Genomic DNA, 21,932 nt, shown 5'->3' with positions numbered 1-21,932 from the left:
CCGTCGGGACTGGTCAGCGCGGCTCGGTAAGCAGGAGGCGTACGGCACGCATGGCGCCAGGGTACCGCAGGGCCCGAGCGGGCCGCACCGGCGTTCCACGGAGCGAAAGGGGGCGGTGACACGAAGAAGCGGGCCACCCTGGTCAGGGTGGCCCGCTTCTCTTCTGTGGAGCTAAGGAGAATTGAACTCCTGACCTCCTGCATGCCATGCAGGCGCTCTACCAACTGAGCTATAGCCCCGCGTGCGGGAATTTTCAGATTTCCGCAGAACCGGTGCGAGCCATCCGGTTCGAATGGTTCACTTCCGTTCTGTGGAGCTAAGGAGAATTGAACTCCTGACCTCCTGCATGCCATGCAGGCGCTCTACCAACTGAGCTATAGCCCCTTGAGTTGTTGTCCCCGCTTCGCTCTCGCTCGCGGCGACGAACAGAACAGTAACGGCCCGCGCGGCAGATCTCCAAATCGATTCTCGGGACGCCCCTGACCTGCCGGGTAGGGTCGCCGACTGTGTCCGTCTCCGTGCTCTCCAAAACCCGCGCCCGGCCGTGGCCCCTGGCCACCGCCGCGGCGGTCTGCCTGCTCTCGTTCGCGGCCTTCTGGGTGGCGCAACGCCTCGCCCACGTGAACATGCTCGACGTGATGGTCTACCGGGCCGAGGGCGAGACGGTCCGGGCCGGCGGCGACCTGTACGCGATGCGGGCGACCTCGGCGAACCTCGGCATGACCTATCCGCCCTTCGCGGCCCTGCTGTTCGTCCCGCTGACCCTGGTGGGCGTCCCGCTGATGCGGACGCTCACCACGGCCGGGAACCTGCTCCTGGTGGTCGCGCTGGTGCAGCTCTCGCTCCAGCTGATCCGCCCCTCGCTGTCCCGTACGGACCTGTGGCGCACGACGCTGTGGGTCGCCGCCGTCGCGGTCTGGTGCGAGCCCGTGTGGACGACCCTGCGGTACGGCCAGATCAACCTGCTCATAGCGGTGGCGGTGCTCTGGGACCTCACCCGCCGCGAGAGCAGCCGCTGGGCCGGCCTGGGCATCGGCCTGGCGACCGCGGTGAAGCTCACACCGGGACTCTTCGTGGTCCTGCTGCTCGCCGCGGGCCTGCTCCTGTGGCGCCGGGACCGGTCCGTGAACCAGTGGCTGCGCACGGCGCTGACCGCGACCGGGGTGTTCCTCGGGACGACGCTGGCCGTGGCGCTCGCCCTGCCCGCGGACTCGAAGCGGTTCTGGACGGAGACCCTGTTCGAGACCGGACGGGTGGGCTTCGCCGAGGAGACCGCCAACCAGTCGATCCGCGGGGTCCTGGCCCGGCTGATGCACACGGACGACCCGGGCATGTGGTGGGCGGTGACCGCGGCCGTCCTGGGCGGCGCGGCGATGGTCCTCGCGGTACGGGCGGCGGTGCGCGGCGACAAGGCGGTGGCCGTGGTCGTCTGCGCGCTCACGGCGCTGATGATCAGCCCGATCTCGTGGTCCCACCACTGGGTCTGGTGCGTGCCCCTGCTGATCCTGCTCGCGGACCGCGCCACGCGCGCGTGGTGGGTGACGGGAACGGTGGCGCTGGTCTTCGCCTCGTTCGCGCTGTGGTGGGTCCCGCACGACCCGGGCCGCCCCGAACTGGACCAGAACGCGGGGCAGATGCTGCTGTCGGCGGTCTACCCGCTGACGGCGACGGCGCTGCTCGCCGGGTATGCGCTGACCCGGCGCCGTCAGGCCGTGGCGAAGGAGTAGAACCGCTTGAGGGTGCAGTGCTCGTCGAGGAGCCGGCCGTAGATCGGCTCACCCTCCAGCTCGCGGTAGGTCTCGATCGGGTCGCCCTTTATGATCAGCGCCCGCGCGCACTCCTCGCACCAGTACTGGAACCCCGTGTTGACGGGGTCCATGTCGCGCACGATGGGCGTCCCGCTGCCGCACCAGTCGCACTTCCGCCTGTGTGCACCCATGAATCAGCTCCAGCTGTGGCCGCAGGCCGTACACCCATAGGACGCCCTGCCGTTGTCGCCGAGCACGTGGGTCACCCTCCCGTCCGGATCCTCGTCCCCCTCCGGCCGTCCGATTCTGCCATGGCCCCGCAAGAGGGTCAGCGCGATCGTCGCGGCAGTCCCGCCGCGGCGCCCACGAGGGAGGCGGCGGCCAGGGCCAGGACGGTCGCCCACAGCGCGTCGGCGGAGTCCTGGGCACCGGGACCCGCGTACCGGCCGAGGAAGAGGGTGCCGAACGCGGCGACGCCGACGAGCTGGCCGAGCTGGGTGACGGTCGCGAGCAGTCCGCTGGCGTCGGCCGCGTCCTCGGGACGCACGGTGGCCAGGGCCCCGGTCAGGGCCGGGCTGAAGGCCAGCGAGATCCCCGCGCCGAAGGCGCCCAGGGCCGGGTAGAGCCCCCAGCCGCCGGTGCCGCCGTCCCCGAGGAGCCCGCCGAGGGCGAGGAGCGCCGCGGCCGCGAGCAGGAAACCGGTCGGGACCAGCGCGCGGTGCAGCCGGGCCGGCCAGCGCCGCCAGGTCAGGCCGACGGCCCCGAAGACGACGGCGGCGGGCCCGAACGTGAGTCCGGCGCGCAGGGCGCTGTGACCGAGCCCGCCCTGGAGGTGCAGGGTGAGGGTGAACAGGAAGCCGGCGTTGACGCCCATCGCCACGGCGATCCACAGGACGGCCCGGCCCATCCCGGGGATCCGCAGCACGCGCGGGGCGATCAGCGGTGCGCCGCCGCGCCGGGCGAGCCGGGACTCGTACGCGCCGAAGACGGCGGCGAGCACCAGCGAGCCGCCGAGGGAGAGCCAGGACCACAGCGGCCAGTCCTGTTCCTGCCCGAGGACCAGCGGGACGGTCAGCAGGGACACGGCGGCGGCGAGGAGCAGCAGCCCCGGCAGGTCGAGGGCACGCGCACGCGTGGGCGCGGTGTGGGCGTCGCGGGGCAGCACCCGGGCGCCGAGGGCGAGCAGGGCGATCCCGACGGGGACGTTGACCAGGAAGACGGGCCGCCAGCCGGTGCCGAAGAGGTCGGCGCTCACCAGGACGCCGCCGGCGACCTGCCCGGCGGCCGCGCCGGTGGCCAGGACCGCGGAGTAGGCGCTGAGGGCCCGCGCCCGGCGCTCGCCCGTGAAGTTGCGCTGGATGAGGCTGAGCACCTGCGGGATCATCAGCGCGGAGCCCGCGCCCTGTACAAGCCGGAAGGCGATCAACTGGTCCGTTCCCGCCGCGAGTCCGCAGGCGAGGGAGGCGGCGGTGAACAGGGCGAGGCCACCGAGGTACGCCCGGCGGTGGCCGAGCAGATCGCCGAGGCGGGCTCCGGTGATCAGCAACACCGCGTAGGTGATGGTGTATCCGGCGATGACGAGCTGGAGCGCGCCTCCGGAGGCGGAGAGTTCGGTCCGGATGGTGGGGGCGGCGACGTTGACGATGAAGACGTCGAGGAGTGCCATGAACTGGGCGGCGAGGACCACGCCGAGCAGCAGGCCGGGGCGGTTGTCGGTGGCACCGTCTTTACTGAGTGCGGGACGTGTCGTGGTCGAGGTCATGCGACGAGCGTGACCCCGATCGGATACGGGTAACGAGAGCCCGCCGATGCTGGTACCGACACCACCTGGCAACGGCGGCACGGGGACTCGACCATGGGGGCGTGACGATCGTGGCAGCACTACCGACGCAGCGTCGGCGACGACCGGAACTGGCCGCGTTCCTGCGCAGCCGCCGGGCCAGGGTGACCCCGGAGGACGTGGGCATGCCGCCGGGGCTCCGTCGGCGCACGCCGGGGCTGCGCCGCGAGGAGGTCGCCCAGCTCTCCGGTGTCGGTGTCACCTGGTACACCTGGCTGGAGCAGGGCCGCCCGATCAACGCCTCCGCGCAGGTCCTCGACGCGGTGGCCCGCACCCTCCGGCTCGACCGGCCGGAGCGCGAGCACCTCTACCACCTGGCCGAAGTGCCGTACGCCCCCGACCGGTCCGCCGCGGACGTCCCGGAGGTCAGCCAGGAGATCCAGGGGATCCTCGACGCCCTGGACCCGCTCCCGGCGGTGCTCTACAACGCGCGGTACGACGTGCTCGCGACCAACGTCCTGTACGAGCGGCTCCTGATGCAGGACGGACCGGGCCTGGACACCGGCCCGTTCGGCATACGCAACGTGCTGTGGGCGCTCTTCAGCGTGCCGGGGCCCAAGTGCCCGGTGGTCGACCGGAAGCGGGAGCTGCCGCTGATGGTGGCCCAGCTGCGGGGTGCGTACGGCCGTCATGTGGGCGAGCCCGACTGGGAGGAGTTCGTACGGCGTCTGGCGGACGCCAGCCCGGAGTTCGCCCGGCTCTGGCGCAGTGGTGACGTGGTGCCCCCGGGGACGCGGGTGAAGACCTTCCGGCACGATCTGGTGGGCGAGATCCGGCTGACCTCGGTCTCCCTCTCGGTCAACGGGATGCCGGAGTGCCGGATCGTGACGTACACGCCGAGCGACGAGGAGAGCCGCCAGGGGATCGAGACCCTCCGCAGGGCGAAGGGGTGACGGAACGACGAATCCCGCCCCCTGGTGGGGACGGGATTCGGTGACTGTGGAGCTAAGGAGAATTGAACTCCTGACCTCCTGCATGCCATGCAGGCGCTCTACCAACTGAGCTATAGCCCCTCGTGTTCTTCGCGCTCCGCGCTGCGAACAAGAAGAACTCTAGCCTGTGACCTGCCGGAAAGTGAAATCCGGGTCCGGCAGGCCGGTCGTGGGGCTCAGTCGTCGTCGCCGAGGACCGGCTCGGGAAGCGTCCCCGCGTTGTGCTCCATCAGACGCCAGCCGCGGGCGCCCTCGCCGAGCACCGACCAGCAGCAGTTGGAGAGCCCGCCCAGGCTCTCCCAGTGCCGGGCCTCCAGGCCCAGGAGCCGGCCGATGGTGGTGCGGATGGTGCCGCCGTGGCTGACCACGACGAGCGTGCCGTCCTCGGGGAGCTTGTCGGCGTGCTCCAGGACCACCGGGGCGGCCCGGTCGGCCACCTCGGTCTCGAGTTCGCCGCCGCCCCGGCGCACGGGCTCGCCGCGCTTCCAGGCGGCGTACTGCTCGCCGTACCGCGCGACGATCTCGTCGTGGGTCAGGCCCTGCCACTCCCCCGCGTACGTCTCGCGCAGGGCGGCGTCGTGGGCGACGGCGTGGCCGGTGAGCGCGGCGAGCTCGGCGGCGGTGGCCGCCGCCCGCTTCAGGTCGGAGGCCACGATGGCGTCCGGCTTGAGCGCGGCGAGCAGCCGTGCGGCCCGGCGGGCCTGGGCGACGCCGGTCTCCGTCAGCTCGATGTCGGTCGAGCCCTGGAAGCGGCGCTCCAGGTTCCAGGAGGTCTGTCCGTGGCGCCAGAGGACGATACGGCGGCCGCTGCCGCCCTTGGTGGTGCTCAGCTCAGCTCACCGTCCGGTCCCTCGGGAAGGCCGGAGCCGGCCTCGATGTCGGCGCCGGTCAGCGCGGCGTGCTCGGCGGCCTTGCCGCGGGTCTTCAGGGCGTCCTCGGGCAGGTCGAGCTCGGGGCAGTCCTTCCACAGCCGCTCCAGGGCGTAGAAGACCCGCTCCTCGCTGTGCTGGACGTGGACGACGATGTCGACGTAGTCCAGGAGGATCCAGCGCGCGTCGCGGTCGCCCTCACGGCGGACCGGCTTGGCGCCGAGCTCCTTCTGCAGCCGCTCCTCGATCTCGTCGACGATCGACTTGACCTGGCGGTCGTTGGGCGCGGAGGCGAGCAGGAAGGCGTCGGTGATCGACAGCACGTCGCTGACGTCGTACGCGATGATGTCGTGCGCGAGCCGGTCGGCGGCCGCCTGGGCGGCGGTCTTGACGAGCTCGATGGAACGGTCCGTGGCGGTCACAAGCAGGCTTTCGTCGGCGGTCCAGTACCCCTCCAGGGTCTCACGGACCGCCGACGGCCCCGTCGGCGTTTTCCCGGGCGCCCCTTACGGGGTCGTCCGGGCCTTGTAGTCCCGGCCCAGGATCACGGTGACCGCGATGGTTCCCGAGGGCTTGCCCTTCGCGACCGAGCCGGCGGGCAGCCCCAGCGTCCTGGCCACCTCGACCGCCGTCGCCTTCTGGCTGTCGTCGCCGTAGAGGACCTGCGATTCCTCCCGGCTCGGCGCGTCGGCGCCGCCCACGAAGGCGTAGCCGCCGTTGGCCAGGGCGACCCGGGCCGCCTCGGCCGCCTTCTTGCCGGAACCGTCCCGCACCGAGACCCGGGGCACCTCGCCCGCCTCGGGGGCGGTGACCTTGCCGCCCAGGATGTCCTTCACCACACTGTCGCTCGCGCCCTCGGTCAGCGCGCCGTCCTGCCCCACCGGGAGCAGGGCCGTCTTGTAGTCGCCGACCTTGGCGTGCTCGGAGAGCTTGGCCAGGGAGGCGCCGAGGTCCTTCTCCGGCAGCGAGGGGTCGAGGATCTGCTGCAGGGTCTCGATGGTGACCGTGGCCGCCTCGGGATCGCTGGAGATCTTGCGCAGCACCCCGTACATGACCTGGCCGAAGCGCTGGAGCTGCTTGGCCTCGGCCTCGCCGGAGGCCCGGTAGGTGGCGTAGGCGACGGCGGCGCGGCCGTTCAGCGTCTGCTTCTCGCCCTGCCTGACCAGCGGCTCGGCGCCCTTCTTGGTGTCGGGCACCGTCGTGTCGGTGTCGATCTCGATGCCGCTGACGGACTCGACGAGGTTCTCCAGGTAGGGGGTGTCCAGCCGCCAGGTGCCGGCGATCTCCGTGCCGAGCAGGTTGCCGATCGCCTCCCGGGTGCCGCTGGAGCCGTCGTCCTCGACGGACTTCCCCAGGGTGGTCGCGGAGCCCTCGGCGTCGGCGACGACGACGGAGTTGGGGAGGAGGACCGTGGTGCCCTGGCGGGTGGTCGTGTTGTCCACGAGCAGGGCGGTGGAGGTGGTGCCGTTCTTGAGGTCGTGGAGGTGCACGACGATCGTGTCGCGCTGCTGCGGGCCGGTCGCCGTGTTCCCGCCCTTCTGCTCCGGGTCGGACGAGCCGGGGAGCAGGCCCGCGGACCAGAGGTAGCCGACGCCGCCGGCGACGGCGAGCACGAGGACGACGACGAGCGCGACGATCCGGTTGCGGCCGCGCCGCCTGGCCTCCTCGCGCCGCTCCGAGCGGCTCTCGGTGAACTTGAGCCAGTCGATGACGTCCTCGGAGTCCTCGTCGGGCTCCTCGATGAACGAGAACTGTTCGGTGCGGTACGCGCGGTCGTCCTCGTCCGGCCGGACCGTGGCGGACCGCTCGGACCCGAGGCCCTCGGACCCGGGGCGCTCGGACGCGGGGCGCTGGCCGGGCACTCCGGCCGGCGCCGCGACCGGGGCGGCCGGCGCCGCGGGGGCCACCGGCGCCGCCTGGACGGGGGCGGGGGCAGGAGCGGGAGCGGGCTCGGCCTGGGCGGCCCACTGCTGTCCGGTGTCGTAGGACGGGTAGGCGGCGTAGCCCTGCTGCCCGTACGGGTCGTACTGCGGGGGCTGGACCGGTTCCTGGGCCTGCGGCTGCTGGGCGTACGGGTCGTAGCCGTAGGCCTGCTGCGGCTGCTGCTGTCCGCCGTAGGGGTCGTAGTGCTGCGCGGGCTGCTGCTGCGCCTGCGGCTGCTGGTACACCGGCTGCCCGTACGCGTCGTAGCCGATGATCTGCGGCTGCGGATAGTACGGGTCGTACGGGTGCTGCTGATCGTTCACCGGTGCCCCTCCCCGAAGCTCACTCGCCGCGGTACAACTGGCGCTTGTCGATGTAGCGCACCACGCCGTCCGGGACCAGGTACCAGACGGGATCGCCCTGCGCGACCCTCGCCCTGCAGTCGGTGGAGGAGATGGCGAGCGCGGGCACCTCGACGAGCGAGACCCCGCCCTTGGGCAGTCCGTCGTCGGTGAGGTCGTGGCCCGGCCGGGTGACGCCGATGAAGTGGGCGAGCGAGAAGAGCTCCTCGGCGTCGCGCCAGGTGAGGATCTGCGACAGCGCGTCGGCCCCGGTGATGAAGAACAGGTCCGAGTCGCTGTTGAGAGACCGCAGGTCCCGCAGGGTGTCGATGGTGTAGGTCGCGCCGCCGCGGTCGATGTCGATCCGGCTCACGGAGAACTGCGGGTTGGACGCCGTGGCGATGACCGTCATCAGATAGCGGTCCTCGGGCGACGAGACGGCCTTGTGGCTCTTCTGCCACGGCTCCCCGGTCGGTACGAACACCACCTCGTCCAGGTGGAACAGGGCGGCGACCTCGCTGGCCGCCACCAGGTGTCCGTGGTGGATCGGGTCGAAGGTTCCGCCCATCACGCCGAGTCGGCGCTTCCCGCGCCCGCCAGTAGGCACTTCCTGCTCTCCCATGCGTGCAGAGCCTACTGGCACGGCGGCGGACGCCTGATCAGCGGTCTCCGGTTCAGCGGTCGCGGTTGAAGCGGGTGGTGATCCACAGCAGCAGAAGCAGGGTGCCGAAGGCACCGAAGCCGGTGAGGTAGGGGCTGAGGCTTTCGTGGTTGCCGCCGTGCTCGGCGCCCTCGGCGAGGGTGACCAGGTGGGCGGCGGTGCTGTGGAGGCTCATCTTCGGCAGACCTATCGATCGGGGATGGGAGCGGAGACTTCGCGCACATCGTATGCGGGCGGTCGCGGCGCGCTCACGCCGACTCAGGCGTTGGCGTCGCGGCCCGTGTCGGTGTCCGTACGGTCGGCGGCCGTCTCGTCGCCGGCCGTGTCGCCGCTGCGGTACCCGCGCAGCAGGAACCAGGCGAGCAGGGCGCCGCCCACCATCGAGACGAGCAGCAGGATCCGGAGCGTGTCGCCCGGTCCCTGCTGTGCGGTGGCCGCGAGCAGCGCGGCTGCGGCGTCGGCGGTGTCCGGCATGTCGGTCGTGCCCTTCGGTCGTCCTCGGCGCCCCAGTTATCCACAGGGCCCCGGCACACGGTAGCGCCAGCGCCTAGTCTGGGGTCAGTCAGGGGGACGAGCACCGACTCGTACGAACAGGGGGCATCCATGACCGAGAACGACCAGGGGAGCGTGCCGAGCAGGAAGCGGAAGCGGTTCCCCGGCATCTCCTCGCGGGCCTACGAGCATCCGGCCGACCGCTCGGCCCTGGTGGCGCTGCGGAAGCTCAGCGGCTTCGACACGGCCTTCAAGGCGCTCAGCGGGCTGCTGCCGGAGCGCAGCCTGCGACTCCTCTACCTCTCGGACTCCGTCCGGGTGAGCGACGCGCAGTTCAGCCACCTCAACGACATGCTGAGGGACGCCTGTTACATCCTGGACCTGGAGAAGGTCCCGCCGATGTACGTCGTCCAGGACCCGAAGCCCAACGCGATGTGCATCGGCCTGGACGAGCCGATCATCGTGCTCACCACCGGTCTGGTGGAGCTCCTCGACGAGGAGGAGATGCGGGCGGTCGTCGGCCACGAGGTGGGGCACGCCCTGTCCGGGCACTCCGTCTACCGCACGGTCCTGCTGTTCCTCACCAGCCTCGCGCTCAAGATCGCCTGGATCCCGCTGGGGACGGTCGCGGTCACGGCCATCGTCACCGGGCTGCGCGAGTGGTTCCGCAAGTCCGAGCTCTCCGCCGACCGGGCCGGACTCCTCGTCGGCCAGGACGTGCGGGCCTCGATGCGCGGCCTGATGAAGATCGCCGGCGGCAACCACCTGCACGAGATGAACGTGGACGCGTTCCTCGCCCAGGCCGACGAGTACGAGAAGGCCGGGGACCTGCGGGACTCGGTCCTGAAGATCCTGAACGTGCTGCCGCGCTCGCACCCCTTCACCACCGTCCGGGCGGCGGAGCTGAAGAAGTGGTCGGAGAGCCGCGACTTCCAGCGGATCATGGACGGGCACTACCCGAAGCGCTCGGAGGACAAGGACACCTCGGTCACGGACTCCTTCCGCGAGTCCGCCGGGCACTACGCCGACACGGTGCGGACCAGCAAGGATCCGCTGCTGAAGCTGGTCGGGGACATAGCCGGCGGCGCCGGTGACCTGGCGGGCGACCTGGGCGGACGGCTGCGCAACCGCTTCGGGGGCGGCCAGAAGGCGGACGGCGGCCCGGCCGGCGACGGCAAGGGCGCCGAAGGCCGGACCGGGAGCGGCCAGGCCGACGACGGGCCGGGCAGCAGTGCCGGGGACGGTCAGAGAGAGGGCTGAGCGCTCGGCGCCAGCACTCCGCACAGTGCGGGGGCGGCGGGCCGGGCGGTGGCGTACGGGTCGGTGGCCACCGGACCGACGCCCGCGTCGGAGGCCCGCGCTCCCGCCAGGAGCGGCTTCAGGGAGCCGGTGGTGTCGGCGCCGCAGGCCTGGGGGCCGGCCTCCACGGTGCTGGTCAGCAGCTCGGCGCGGTGCAGGCGCAGGTCCTCGCGGTCGAAGCGGAAGTGCACCACGCGGTGGACCGTGAAGAGGGACGCCGCGGCAGCCGGTCCCGCGCCCTGGACGGCCGGGCGGAGGGCGTAGGTGTACGTGTGGTCCGCGGTGACGTCCAGCGTGTCGGGACCGACCTCCTCGAAGCGGAGGGTGCCCTGCACGCGGGCGGCGGGCTCCGCGAGGGCCACCTGCCGGGGGTCGAAGCGGACGAGCCAGCCCGCGAGGGCGTGCCGGCCGTCGTCGGCGGGGGCCACCACGCTCTGGTCGAACTGTTCCAGCTGGTCCGGGTCGATCAGCAGGCGCGCGGGCCGGACGGTCGCCCCGGACAGGACGTCGGGCTCCAGGGAGGAGGCCACCAGGTACTCCTTGGCGATGTTGAGTCCGGCGACGACCTGGCTCTCGGCGAAGTTGGTGGTGCGCCCGGCGACGGGCAGGTTGATGCCGGCGGCCCCGGTGCGGTACTCGGCGGCGGGACTGTGGGCGAAGAGCTGGGTGGGCGTGCCGCCCGGGACGCGGCCCTCGGGAGCGAGCGGGACCACGGTGGTCCGCAGCGGCTCGGCCCGCTGGTCGACGGGGGGCTGGTACGGATTGCGCACGCCCAGATAGATGGCGGTACCGAAGGCGAGGAGGATCAGCAGCACGAGCAGGAGCGCCTGGCGGGAGCCGCTGCGGCTCTCCCAGGAGGAGCGGCTGCGGACGGCCAGGGCGTGCTCCCCCATCCGCTCCCGGGCCGAGAACTCCTGGAGGTGGGCAGCCCGGATGAACGCCTCGTCGAAGACGACGGATCGGTATTCGTCCTCACCACCGCCGGGGAGCCCCTCGGGTGTCCCCTCAGGCGGGTCGCCACGCCCTGCCATACCTTCAGGGTAGGTCTGCGGGGGCTTCGGTAAACGCCCAGGTACACGACAAGTTCGGAAGAATTCCGCCGTCAGGGTGTGCGGGGGCGCACGGGCCTCCCGCAGGGGCGGTGCCGACCCTGCGACGGGGCTCCCGGCGGGGCGCCTAACGGGGTGACGCCGCCCCCGCCGCCGCCCCGGTCACCGACCCGGCCGCGGGGGCCTGGACGGCCGGTGGGGCCGGGTTCGGGTTCGGTGTGTCGACGCCGGTGGAGGCCGGCGGCGGGACCTGGTCCTCGTGGTTGGCGGCCGCGCCCCGGTAGACGGCGCTGAAGGCGAGGGCGACCATGCCGACGCCCATGACGAGGGCGAGGACCCAGGCGACGGGCCGGAGCCAGCGGGCCCGGCCCCGGTAGGGGCGCAGGGCCCCGCCGTGGCGGCCGTAGGGGCTGGCGTCGTCGCCGATGTCGTCGGGCTCGTAGGTGAGGCCGACGGGGTCGTGGCCGTCCTCGTAGGGGTCGTCCTCGACGGATCCGCCGCCGGCTCGGGCGCGGGCCGCCTCCGCCTCGGCACGGGCCTGGGCGGCGGCGAGGAGCCGCTCGACCGCGGTGGGCTCGTGGATGGTGGCGGCCCTGACGAAGTCCTCGTCGAAGACCACGTCGGCGTAAACCTCGTCGGCGCCTCCGCGGTCGACAGATTCCTCGGGGTCCCCGCCGTCCTGGAACGGCTTGCCCCCCACGTCGTCCGGCACGGATTCAGAGTAGACCCGGAAGGTGGTTTTGGGCAGGGAGAGTGCGAAGCCTCCCCGCCCGTCCCTCCCCGTACCGATAAGGAGGTGTTAGCGCACGTGACCGTCACCGGTGACGATGTACTTGGTCGAGGTCAGCTCGGGAAGGCCCATCGGGCCCCGGGCGTGGAGCTTCTGGGTGGAGATGCCGATCTCCGCGCCGAAGCCGAACTCTCCGCCGTCCGTGAAGCGGGTGGAGGCGTTCACGGCGACCGTGGTGGAGTCGACCAGCTGGGTGAAACGACGGGCCGCGGCCTGCGAGGTGGTGACGATCGCCTCGGTGTGGCCGGAGGACCACATCCGGATGTGCTCGACGGCCTTGTCGAGGGAGTCGACGACGGCGGCGGCGATGTCGTACGAGAGGTACTCGGTCTCCCAGTCCTCGGGCGTGGCCGGGACGACGGTGGCCTTGGAGCCCTCGGCGAGGGCGAGGACCCGCTCGTCGGCGTGGACGGTGACGCCGGCCTCGGCGAGGGCGGCGAGGGCCTTGGGCAGGAAGGCCTCGGCGACGTCCCGGTGGACGAGGAGGGTCTCGGCGGAGTTGCAGACGCTGACCCGCTGGGCCTTGGAGTTGATCAGGATGTCGACGGCCATGTCGAGGTCGGTCTGGGCGTCGACGTAGACGTGGCAGTTGCCGGTGCCGGTCTCGATGACCGGGACGGTGGACTCCTCGACGACGGTCTTGATCAGGGAGGCGCCGCCGCGCGGGATGAGGACGTCGACGAGGCCGCGGGCGCGCATCAGCTCGCGGACCGATTCGCGGGACTCGCCGGGGACGAGCTGGATCGCGTCGGCGGGCAGCCCGGCGCCGCCGACGGCGTCGCGCAGGACGGTCACCAGGGCGGTGTTGGAGGCGTACGCGGAGGAGGAGCCGCGGAGCAGGACGGCGTTGCCGGACTTGAGGCAGAGGGCGGCGGCGTCGACCGTGACGTTGGGGCGGGCCTCGTAGATGATGCCGACGACGCCGAGCGGGACGCGGATCTGGCGCAGGTCGATGCCGTTGGGGAGGGTCTGGCCACGGACGACCTCGCCGACGGGGTCGGGCAGCGCGGCGACGGACCGGACGTCGGCGGCGATGGCCCGGACGCGCTCGGGGGTGAGGGTCAGGCGGTCGATGATGGCCTCGCTGGTCCCGGCTTCGCGGGCCTTGGCGATGTCCACGGCGTTGGCTTCGACGATCTCGGCGGTGCGGACTTCGAGGGCGTCCGCGATCGCGAGGAGCGCGTCGTCCTTGGCCGCGCGCGGGAGTGGCGCGATTTCGGCGGCGGCGCCACGGGCCCGGTAGGCGGCCCGGGTGACCGGGGAGAGGTTGTCGAGGGGCGTGAGCGAGGTCATGCCCGCAGGGTACTGGCACCCCTGCGGACATCCCTCACGTATCCCGCACTCCGAGACGTAATCCCGCGCGGGGATCCGGCCCGACCCCGGGACGTGCCCTCGGGCGGGGATCCGGCCGTCGGTGCGGGTGGGCGCCTGCTCAGTACGGGTGGACGCCGACCGGGGCGGCGGGCGGCGGGCCGTAGCCCTCCGCGATCCGCTGGTGGTAGGTCTCGCGGTCGATGACCTCGAGGCCCACGATCTCCCAGGGCGGCAGCTTGGCGGTCTGCCGGTGCTCGCCCCACAGGCGCAGGGCCACGGCCGCCGCGTCGTGCAGGTCGCGGGCCTCCTCCCAGTACCGGATCTCGGCGTGGTCGTTGGCGTAGCGACTGGTCAGCAGGAAGGGGTGGTCGTGGGCCAGCTGTTCCAGCCCGCGTCGTACCTCCTTCAGCGGTGACTCCACGCCCGACACGCTGAGAGTGATGTGCCAGAGCTTGGACACCGGCCGCTCCTCACGTGTCTCGGTGGTGGTCTCGGTCTTCCTGTCCGTGGACAGGTCCGACCTGTCTGACCTGTCCCGTGCCTCGTCGAAGTCGGCTCCGGCCTCGACACTGGTCAGGGCGCGTTCGGCAGTCCCGCGGGGCGGTGCCCCTGGGCGCGCTCGTCTCACCGGCGGCCTCCTGTGTGATGCGTGTGGTGCTGTACCCCGCCTTGTCTTACCCCCGAGAGAAAGTTGACCAGTCCGAGGCGGGACATGGGGCGGTTTTGGTAAACGTCCCTTCCGGATGGCCAGACTTTCAGCCGTTTCGGCGTCGGCCGCGTCAGCGGATGACGACCAGGTCGTCGCGGTGGACGACCTCGCGCTCGTACTCGGGTCCGAGTTCCCTGGCGAGCTCGTGGGTGGAGCGGCCGAGCATCCGGGGCAGTTCCTTGGCGTCGAAGTTGACGAGGCCGCGGGCGACGGCCCGGCCGGAGGCGTCGCGGAGCTCGACGGGGTCGCCTGCCACGAAGTCGCCCTCGACGGCCGCGACACCGGCCGCGAGCAGGGACTTCTTGCCCTCGACGACGGCTCGTACGGCTCCGTCGTCGAGGCTGAGGTGACCCTGCGGGGTGGAGGCGTGGGCGAGCCAGAGCAGCCGGTCGGCGGAGCGGCGGCCGGTGCGGTGGAAGTAGGTGCCGGTGTCCCGGCCGGCGAGGGCGTCGGCGGCGCGGCTCGCGGAGGTGAGGACCACGGGGATGCCCGCGGCGGCGGCGATCCGGGCGGCCTCGACCTTGGTGACCATGCCGCCGGTGCCGACGCCCGCCTTGCCGGCGGAGCCGATCTCGACGTGGGCGATGTCCTCGGGTCCCGCGACCTGCGCGATCCGGGAGGTGCCGGGCTTGGACGGGTCTCCGTCGTAGAGCCCGTCGACGTCGGAGAGCAGGACGAGCAGGTCGGCGCGGACGAGGTGGGCGACGAGGGCGGCGAGCCGGTCGTTGTCGCCGAAGCGGATCTCGTCCGTGGCGACGGTGTCGTTCTCGTTGACGACGGGCAGCGCGCCCATGGCGAGGAGCTGGTCCAGGGTGCGGTACGCGTTGCGGTAGTGGGCGCGCCGGCTGGTGTCGTCGGTGGTGAGGAGGACCTGGCCGACGCGGACGCCGTAGCGGGCGAAGGAGGCGGTGTAGCGGGCGACGAGGAGGCCCTGGCCGACGCTGGCGGCGGCCTGCTGGCGGGCGAGGTCCTTGGGGCGGCGGGCGAGGCCGAGCGGGGCGAGTCCCGCGGCGATGGCGCCGGAGGAGACGAGGACGATCTCCTTCTCGCCGCCGCTGCGGACCTTGGCGAGCACGTCGACGAGGGCGTCGACGCGGTCGGCGTCGAGGCCTCCGGAGGCGGTGGTGAGCGAGGAGGAGCCGACCTTGACGACGATCCTGCGGGCCTCCGTCACGTACTGCCTTGCCACGTCCGTCTCTCCGGTCACTGCGTCGTCCTCACTCGGCTGTGCTGAGCGCCGCATGCTCCCCGCCGCGGCTGCCAGGCAATCTACGCGAGCCGGGAGGGGCGCCGCTCGTCCGTTTCGCTCCCTGGACCGGTCGCACCGGCCTGACCTGTCGGACCGGTCGCACCGGCCTGACCGGTCGGGCCTGTCGGGCCGGTCGGATCAGGAGCGGCGGAGGACCGGTCGGTGCCGCGGGGCACCAGGATCCGCTGGGAGATGAGGTAGGTGAACGGGATCGCGACGACGGCCGCGACGAGTGGCGCGATCCTGTCGTCCATTCCGGCCCAGGTGACGAGCGCGTAGAGACCGACGCTCTGCACCAGGTAGTTGGTGACGTTGGTGAGCGGGAAGAGGGCGAACTTCTTCCACGTCGGCCGGGTGCGGTAGGTGAAGTAGGTGTTGAGGAAGAAGGAGCCGATCATGCTGAGGAGGAAGGCGAGGGAGTACGCGGCGAAGTAGGGCATCCACGGGTGCAGGAGCAGGTAACAGCCGAAGAAGGTCCCGGTGTTGACGCCGCCGACCAGGGCGAAGCGGAAGATCTCGGCGAACCGCGCCCGCCGACCGCCCCGCACGTCTCCCGCGCCCTCCGGGCCCATCAGCGCTCCCGCTCGGCGGTCACGATGCGGATGCGTTCGGCGGCGGCGCGCTCGGCGGCCGCGCGGCCGAAGGAGCGGTGGGTCTCCTTGACGAGGAAGTGCGGGCGGCGCTTGGTCTCGTAGTAGATGCGGCCGATGTACTCGCCGATCAGTCCCAGCATCACCATCTGGACTCCCCCGAGCCCCACGATGATCGCGACCAGGGTGACGTAACCGGGAGCGGTGACGCCGTTGGTGATCGCGGCGACGGTCACCCACACCGCGTAGAGGGCGGCGAGGCCGGTGAGCATCATGCCGAGCCAGAGGGCGATGCGCAGCGGGCGGTTGTTGAAGGAGATCAGCCCGTCCATGCCGTAGTTGAGCAGGGAGCTGAACTTCCACTTCGTCTCGCCGCCCTCGCGCGCGGCGTTCTGGTAGTCGAAGGTGACGGTGTCGAAGCCGATCCAGGAGAAGAGGCCCTTGGAGAAGCGGTTGTACTCGGGCAGCGAGAGGAGGGCGTCGACGGCGGGGCGGGAGAGCAGCCGGAAGTCGCCTACCCCGTCCGTGAGTTCGACGTCGACCCAGCGGTTGACGGCCCGGTAGTACACATGGCTGAGCGCCGTACGGACCTTCTTGTCGCCTTCGCGGGTGCGCCGCGCCATCACCTGGTCGTGGCCCTGGTGGTAGAGGTCGATCATGCGCGCGAGGAGCTCGGGCGGGTGCTGGAGGTCGGCGTCCATGATGACCACGGCGTCGCCGGTGGATTTGCGCAGGCCGGCGAGCATGGCGGCCTCCTTGCCGAAGTTGCGGCTGAAGGAGGCGTACTGGGTGTGCTGCGGGTGCCGGGCGGCGATCTCGCGCAGTTTGCCCAGGGTTCCGTCGGAGCTTCCGTCGTCGACGTAGCAGATCTCGTACCCGACCGGGAGTGCGTCGAGCACGTGTCGCATTCGCGTGTCGAACCGCTCGATGACGTCCTCCTCGTTGAAGCAGGGGACGACGACGGAAAGCCTGGTCATGGAACGGTCACTCCAGAGGGATGGGCGAGTTTGCGTCCTGAGGGACTGGAAGGACCGCCACCGGACTCTCCTTCGAGCAGCGCGGCCACGGTACGGCGCGGCGGTGACCGCCCGGCGTCGCGCGAGTGACCGCCCCCGGTCGGCATGTCGTCCACGGGGCAAAGCATGTGAGGAAGATATTGGTGTACGTGGCGTTTTCGCCCATTTATCACCCGTAGGGGCGACATGCCACGAAACTCGGCCAGTTGGAGCGATGACCGGTGAGCGGGACGACCATCACGGAGCACGATGACGCGCACGGGGGGAACGGCGGGCGGGACGGGCAGGACGGCGAGGACACGGGAGGCGCCGAGGGGACGGGGGGCGCGGCGGACACGCCGGACGGGCTCCCGGACGCCCTCAGGCGGCTGCTGCCCCGGATCGCGCTCGTCGTCGCCGCCGGCGCCGGGGCGCTGCTCTCCGTCGGCGCCTTCCTCGGCGTCTACGTGCGCCCCACCTCGGACGACTGGTGCGCCCTCTGGAAGGCGCGCGACATGGGCCCCCTGGGGATCACCTCGGACTTCTACCGCACCCAGAACGGGCGCGTCACCAACGCCTTCCTCACCGGCCTCCTCTACTCCGACGACATGCGGGGGCCGAAGCTGCTGCCCGCCTTCCTGATCGTCACGCTCGGCGCGGGGCTGCTCCTCCTCGCCCGGGAGGCGCTGCGCGCCCTGCGCCTGCCGTTCCCGGTGGTCGCGACCGCGACGGCGGTCCTGGTGCTCGAAGCGCTGCTGTTCCTCGCGGGGACCCGCTCGTACCAGGTGCTGCTCTGGGCGCCGGCCACCCTCTCCCACACGCTCCCGAGCGTCCTCGGCGTCTGGGCCGCCCTCTCGGGGGTGTGGGCGGCCCGCAGCCACCGTCCCTGGGCCCGGTCCGTCGCCGTCGGCTCGGCGGTCCTGCTCGGCGCGGCGGCCGGCACCCTCAGCGAACCCTTCGTCGCCATGTCCGGGCTGCTCGCCGCGACGGCCGCCGTGCTCTGCCTCCCCCGGCTGCGCCTCGGCCACGACCGCTTCGCCTCGACGTGGTGCGCCGCCTGGTGCCTGGGCCTCGTCATCGGTTCGGTGGTGCTCTTCGTGTCGCCCGGGGCCCGCTGGCGGCGCGCCCAGCAGCCGAAGCGCCCGCTGTCCCTGTCGGAGATCGGGGCGACGTTCCACGACTGGGCCCGCGTCTGGGAGACGATCGGCGGCCAGTGGGCGTACGCGGGCGCCCTCGCCGCCGGCGTGCTCCTGGGCCTGGCGGTGGCCCTCCCCTCCCGCCCGGCCGCCGGCCCGCGATCCGCCCCGCCATCCACCCCCCGCCCGCCGCGCGGCGCGCTGCTCGTGATCGCCGTCCTCCCCGTGCCCCTGATCGCCCTGGGCAGCCTGGTGACCGTGTACGGCCTGCGGGGTGGTTACGGAGCGGGCGGCTGGACGTACGCGCGCGCGTGGACCAGCTTCCTCGTGCCGTTCCTGGTCGCGCTCTGCGGTTACGGGGCCTGGCTCGGCCACCGGATCGGGCGGCGGCTCGGGGCCCGGTCGGCCCTCGCGGCGCTCGCGGCGGGGATCGCGGGGGTCGTGGCCGTCGCGGGTACGGCCGCCCTGGTGTCCCCGACGCGGACGCTGACCACGAGCACGGTGGCGCGCAGCCTCGCCTGGGACCGGCAGGACTCCGGGATCCGCGCCGAGGCGGCGGCGGGACGCGCGGAGGTGACGTACCGCCCCCTGCTCATCGGCGGCCTCGCGGAACCCTTCTTCACGACCGTGTACGCGCGGGACTGGGTCGCGCAGTGTGCCGCCCGTTACTACGGGGTGGACCGGCTGCGTCGGCCATGACCTACGCCACCCCCGGGACCGCCGGTCATGACCTACGCCACGCCGGGACCGCCGGTCATGACCTACTCCACCCCCGGACCGTCTCGGCCATGACTCAGGACACCCCTGAGACGGCTGTGATGCCTGTCACTTGGAGTGGTCGGAAGTAAGGAGCTTTGGGGTAGGTTCTCGCCACATGTGCCGCCGTCCGCACAGCCGCCCCCGAACGAGCGCCCATAAGGGCGACCTCTCGCGTGTGCGGATGGTTGCCTCCGAACCGCTCCCTGTCCCGTAACGATCGGGATACGGGGCCCGCCGTCGCGCCCGAAGCGGCGTCGGACCTGGTGGACAACACCAGGTAGCTTGGGTGTGTCTAGAGGAAAGACAAGTGGATCGAGGTGCAAGTGCCTGACGTCTCCGTGGTCGTCATCGCCTACAACGACGCAGAGCGTCTCCCGACGGCCGTTCAGTCGGTACTGGATCAGACCCTGCAGGCCGTCGAAGTGGTCATCGTCGACGACTGCAGCAAGGACAGCACCTTCGAGGTCGCCCAGGCGCTCGCCGCCGCGCACCCGGACCGGGTGAGGGCCTTCCAGCTGCCGCAGAACAGCGGCGGCTGCGGCGCGCCCCGCAACTACGGCATCCAGCAGTGCGCCGGCGACTACGTCATGTTCCTCGACAGCGACGACGTGCTCGAGCGCAACGCCTGCCGCAACATGCTGGACGCCGCCCAGAGCACCGGCTCCGACATCGTCTCCGGCCTCTGCGTCCGCGTGCACCTCGACAGCCGCAACCAGAAGAAGACCGCCTGGTACCCCTGGCTCTACTCCTCGACCAGGACGATCGAATCGATCACCGAGCTGTCGGACCTGCTGACCTTCGACACCCTGTCGACGAACAAGTGCTACCGCCGGGAGTTCCTCCTGGAGGCCGGCCTCGAGTTCCCGGTCGGCATCCACTACGAGGACCTGCTCTTCTCGGCCCAGGCCTACGTCGCCGCCCACCGCATCACGCTCATCCCGAACACGGTCTACTACTGGAACGTGCAGGAGAGCGCCGCCGCCAAGTCGATCAGCAACCGGCGCCACGAGATCGCCAACTTCGAGCACCGCATGGAGATCCACCGCCGCGTGGACGCGCTGCTCGCGAGCAAGGGCTACGACGAGCTCAAGTACCGCAAGGACATCAAGTTCCTCAAGCACGACCTGGTCCTCCACTTCCGTGACCTGGCGCGCGCCGACGACGAGTACCGCCACGCGTTCGCCGAACTGGCCAACGCCTACCTCGCGGACATCGACCCGCAGGCGTACGAGGAAGTGCAGCCGATCCACGCGATCTGCGCCTACCTGCTGAGCAAGGAGGACTGGGAGAACCTGCTCCCGGCCACCGAGGCGCTCACCAACCCGGGCCGCCTCACCGTCCCCCTCGCCGAGTTGGACGAGCAGATCTACTGGTGCGACCGCCACCTGGACACCGAGCAGGGACGCAGCATCCTCGACGTCACCGCTCGCAACTTCCACACCCGGGCGCTCACCACCCTCGCCCTCGGCAACCGCCTCACCTCGTACGAGAGCACCGACGGCGTGGTGAAGCTGGCCGGACGCATCGTCAACCCGCTCGGCCGGATCAGCCCGGACGCGAAGATCAGCGCCGTTCTGGAGTTCTCGGCCCGCCGGAGCGTCAGCGGCAAGGCCGCCCGGATCCCGGTGACGAGCCTCCGCCACGCCGGCGAGTGGATCGAGTGGGAGGGCACCGCGGACATCGCGGGCACCGTCCGTCCGCTCGGCATCATCGACGCCGTCTGGGACGTCCGCGTGATACTCACCGTCGACGGCCAGCGTCTGCGGACCCGGGTCTCCGTCGGCGACGCGTCCCTCGAGGACGCCCGTTCCCTCAAGGTCCGCCCGCGGCTGACCACGCTGGTGTCGGACCGCTTCGTCCCCGAGATCACCAAGAAGGGGAACCTGTCGTACGTCCTCGCCGCCGAGGGCAAGGCGGCCGTCCGCACCTCGGCGATGATCGAGGGCGCGATGCAGGGGCGCCCCGCGCAGCTGGCGAAGACCAGCCTGCGCCGCCTGCGGAAGGCGAAGAAGGACCTGACCTCGGGCGAGACGAAGCTGCGCGTCTACCACGAGTTCTACAGCAAGCTCCCGATCCGCAAGGGCCTCGTCGTCTTCGAGAGCCACCTCGGCAAGCAGTACAGCGACAGCCCCAAGGCGATCTACGAGGAGATGCGCCGCCAGGGCGTCCCCTTCGAGGCCGTGTGGTCGTACGCCGGGGCGACGCCGGCCGGCTTCCCCAAGGACGCCACCCTCGTCAGGCGCTGGAGCTGGCAGTACCTGAAGGCGCTGGCCCAGGCCGAGTTCTGGATCGACAACCAGGGCTTCCCGCTGCGCCTCACCAAGCGCCCCGGGACCACCTACATCCAGACCTGGCACGGCACCGCCCTCAAGCGGATGGGCTTCGACGAGCCCAACTCCAAGGCGCGCCCGCTGGCCGCCCAGGAGTCCTTCCAGCGCGCCCTGGACCGCTTCGACCACTTCCTCATCCGCGGTGAGCACGACCGCCGCACCCTCGGCCGGGCCTTCCGCCTCCGCGACGAGGTGCTGCTGCCCGTCGGCTACCCGCGCAACGACGAGCTCGCCGTGGCGCGCTCCGAGGAGGCCGGGACCGGGGCGCGGGAGCGCGGTGCGCTCGCGGCCGAGCTGGGCCTCGACCCGGACAAGAAGGTGCTGCTGTACGCGCCGACGTTCCGGTCCGCCCCGGGCGGCAAGGTGCGCGCCTTCAAGCCGCCCTTCGACCTGGAGGAGTTCGCCGAGCGCTTCGGCGACACGCACACGCTGCTGATCAGGACGCACTACCTGAACCACGTGACGCTGCCGGAGTCGGTCAGCGGCCGGATCGTCGACGTGTCCCAGCACCACGACATCACGCCGCTGCTCGCCCTCGCGGACGGACTGATCACCGACTACTCGTCCGTGATGTTCGACTACGGGCTGCTCGACCGGCCGATGATCTTCTTCACGTACGACTACGACGAGTACGCGACGGAGAACCGCGGCACCTACTTCGACCTGAAGGAGCACGCTCCGGGCCCGGTCGTCGCCACGGAGGAGGAGCTCTTCGGAGTGATCGCCAACTTCGAGGACGAGGCCGACACCAAGTACGCGACGGCCCGTCGGCGGTTCAACGCGGAGTTCAGCGAGTACGACCGGGGCGACGCGGCCCGGCAGATCGTCGCCAAGTTCTTCACCAGGAGCGGTAAGTGACCAACCAGACCGCCGTGTCCGGCGGCCGCGACATCTTCCTCGTCTCCA

The 21,932-nt window shown here is 71.6% G+C and carries 20 protein-coding genes and 3 tRNA genes; 5 read left to right on the top strand and 18 right to left on the bottom strand.

Translation table 11 applies throughout. The annotated features are described in order from the left end of the window. Positions 1-166: 166 nt before the first annotated feature. A tRNA-Ala gene (locus tag ACH4TP_RS15165) sits at positions 167-239 on the bottom strand. Positions 240-311: 72 nt separating this feature from the next. After that, positions 312-384: transfer RNA gene (locus tag ACH4TP_RS15160), tRNA-Ala, on the bottom strand. Positions 385-506: 122 nt separating this feature from the next. Here ACH4TP_RS15160 and ACH4TP_RS15155 point away from each other — a divergent pair. Further along, complete coding sequence (locus tag ACH4TP_RS15155; protein WP_398438054.1) at positions 507-1,727, top strand: glycosyltransferase 87 family protein; 1,221 nt, start codon at positions 507-509, stop codon at positions 1,725-1,727. On the opposite strand, the gene ACH4TP_RS15150 is transcribed toward ACH4TP_RS15155, so the two are convergent. Next, positions 1,706-1,939 (bottom strand): hypothetical protein, encoded by a 234-nt coding sequence (locus ACH4TP_RS15150; RefSeq protein WP_017239283.1) that lies wholly within the window; start codon positions 1,937-1,939, stop codon positions 1,706-1,708. The two genes, ACH4TP_RS15155 and ACH4TP_RS15150, sit on opposite strands and share 22 nt — an antisense overlap. Positions 1,940-2,076: 137 nt before the next feature. Continuing rightward, entirely contained in the window at positions 2,077-3,510 is a 1,434-nt protein-coding gene (locus ACH4TP_RS15145; protein ID WP_398438052.1) for an MFS transporter, read from the bottom strand. A 101-nt stretch (positions 3,511-3,611) separates the two neighbouring features. Between ACH4TP_RS15145 and ACH4TP_RS15140 the strand changes: the two genes are divergently transcribed. Beyond that, the gene (locus ACH4TP_RS15140; RefSeq protein ID WP_398438050.1) at positions 3,612-4,481 is read left to right on the top strand and encodes a helix-turn-helix transcriptional regulator; all 870 of its coding nucleotides are present in this window, start codon (positions 3,612-3,614) and stop codon (positions 4,479-4,481) included. A gap of 47 nt (positions 4,482-4,528) precedes the next feature. Here the strand turns inward: ACH4TP_RS15140 and ACH4TP_RS15135 are convergent. The 7 genes from ACH4TP_RS15135 to ACH4TP_RS15105 form a co-directional block, all read right to left on the bottom strand. Then, a tRNA-Ala gene (locus ACH4TP_RS15135) sits at positions 4,529-4,601 on the bottom strand. 95 nt (positions 4,602-4,696) lie between these two features. Beyond that, on the bottom strand, positions 4,697-5,350 hold the full coding sequence (locus tag ACH4TP_RS15130; protein WP_389222385.1) for a histidine phosphatase family protein: 654 nt from the start codon (positions 5,348-5,350) through the stop codon (positions 4,697-4,699). Beyond that, positions 5,347-5,811: a ribosome silencing factor gene (gene rsfS, locus ACH4TP_RS15125; RefSeq protein ID WP_041129201.1), complete on the bottom strand. Its 465-nt coding sequence runs from the start codon at positions 5,809-5,811 to the stop codon at positions 5,347-5,349. The genes ACH4TP_RS15130 and rsfS overlap by 4 nt, the downstream gene beginning before the upstream one ends. A gap of 84 nt (positions 5,812-5,895) precedes the next feature. After that, positions 5,896-7,635: an LCP family protein gene (locus ACH4TP_RS15120; RefSeq protein WP_398178590.1), complete on the bottom strand. Its 1,740-nt coding sequence runs from the start codon at positions 7,633-7,635 to the stop codon at positions 5,896-5,898. A gap of 19 nt (positions 7,636-7,654) precedes the next feature. Further along, positions 7,655-8,275 carry a nicotinate-nucleotide adenylyltransferase gene (nadD, locus tag ACH4TP_RS15115; RefSeq protein WP_388848739.1) on the bottom strand — a complete coding sequence of 207 codons (621 nt, stop codon included), beginning with the start codon at positions 8,273-8,275 and terminating at the stop codon, positions 7,655-7,657. 52 nt (positions 8,276-8,327) lie between these two features. Further along, positions 8,328-8,489 (bottom strand): hypothetical protein, encoded by a 162-nt coding sequence (locus ACH4TP_RS15110; RefSeq protein WP_030684916.1) that lies wholly within the window; start codon positions 8,487-8,489, stop codon positions 8,328-8,330. 83 nt (positions 8,490-8,572) lie between these two features. After that, a complete protein-coding gene (locus tag ACH4TP_RS15105; protein WP_389222401.1) occupies positions 8,573-8,788 on the bottom strand; it encodes a hypothetical protein in 216 nt (71 codons plus the stop codon). A 129-nt stretch (positions 8,789-8,917) separates the two neighbouring features. Here ACH4TP_RS15105 and ACH4TP_RS15100 point away from each other — a divergent pair, with 129 nt between their 5' ends. After that, positions 8,918-10,066 (top strand): M48 family metallopeptidase, encoded by a 1,149-nt coding sequence (locus tag ACH4TP_RS15100; protein WP_389221862.1) that lies wholly within the window; start codon positions 8,918-8,920, stop codon positions 10,064-10,066. On the opposite strand, the gene ACH4TP_RS15095 is transcribed toward ACH4TP_RS15100, so the two are convergent. From ACH4TP_RS15095 to ACH4TP_RS15065, 7 genes are all read right to left on the bottom strand, one after another. Then, the gene (locus ACH4TP_RS15095) at positions 10,051-11,136 is read right to left on the bottom strand and encodes a hypothetical protein (protein ID WP_389221864.1); all 1,086 of its coding nucleotides are present in this window, start codon (positions 11,134-11,136) and stop codon (positions 10,051-10,053) included. The genes ACH4TP_RS15100 and ACH4TP_RS15095 overlap by 16 nt on opposite strands. Positions 11,137-11,281: 145 nt before the next feature. Further along, entirely contained in the window at positions 11,282-11,866 is a 585-nt protein-coding gene (locus ACH4TP_RS15090; RefSeq protein WP_398438047.1) for a hypothetical protein, read from the bottom strand. Positions 11,867-11,953: 87 nt separating this feature from the next. Continuing rightward, positions 11,954-13,237, bottom strand: coding sequence for a glutamate-5-semialdehyde dehydrogenase (locus tag ACH4TP_RS15085; RefSeq protein ID WP_389221868.1), 1,284 nt, complete (start codon positions 13,235-13,237; stop codon positions 11,954-11,956). Between the two features lie 139 nt (positions 13,238-13,376). Further along, positions 13,377-13,886 carry a hypothetical protein gene (locus tag ACH4TP_RS15080; protein ID WP_389221870.1) on the bottom strand — a complete coding sequence of 170 codons (510 nt, stop codon included), beginning with the start codon at positions 13,884-13,886 and terminating at the stop codon, positions 13,377-13,379. A gap of 151 nt (positions 13,887-14,037) precedes the next feature. Beyond that, on the bottom strand, positions 14,038-15,210 hold the full coding sequence (gene proB / locus ACH4TP_RS15075) for a glutamate 5-kinase (RefSeq protein ID WP_398438044.1): 1,173 nt from the start codon (positions 15,208-15,210) through the stop codon (positions 14,038-14,040). A 26-nt stretch (positions 15,211-15,236) separates the two neighbouring features. Continuing rightward, positions 15,237-15,788 carry a GtrA family protein gene (locus ACH4TP_RS15070; RefSeq protein ID WP_398438043.1) on the bottom strand — a complete coding sequence of 184 codons (552 nt, stop codon included), beginning with the start codon at positions 15,786-15,788 and terminating at the stop codon, positions 15,237-15,239. Further along, positions 15,788-16,783: a glycosyltransferase family 2 protein gene (locus ACH4TP_RS15065; RefSeq protein WP_398438041.1), complete on the bottom strand. Its 996-nt coding sequence runs from the start codon at positions 16,781-16,783 to the stop codon at positions 15,788-15,790. The genes ACH4TP_RS15070 and ACH4TP_RS15065 overlap by 1 nt, the downstream gene beginning before the upstream one ends. A gap of 260 nt (positions 16,784-17,043) precedes the next feature. Between ACH4TP_RS15065 and ACH4TP_RS15060 the strand changes: the two genes are divergently transcribed. Further along, positions 17,044-18,636, top strand: a complete 1,593-nt coding sequence (locus ACH4TP_RS15060) for a hypothetical protein (RefSeq protein ID WP_398438040.1) — start codon at positions 17,044-17,046, stop codon at positions 18,634-18,636. A gap of 377 nt (positions 18,637-19,013) precedes the next feature. Further along, entirely contained in the window at positions 19,014-21,884 is a 2,871-nt protein-coding gene (locus tag ACH4TP_RS15055) for a CDP-glycerol glycerophosphotransferase family protein (protein WP_389221878.1), read from the top strand. Positions 21,885-21,932: the final 48 nt, after the last annotated feature.

The organism is Streptomyces sp. NPDC021012, assembly GCF_044333355.1.
In the GTDB taxonomy this organism is placed as follows: Bacteria; Actinomycetota; Actinomycetes; order Streptomycetales; family Streptomycetaceae; genus Streptomyces.
The sequence above is the reverse complement of the archived record's forward strand: the minus strand, read 5'-3'. Positions and strand labels throughout refer to the sequence as shown.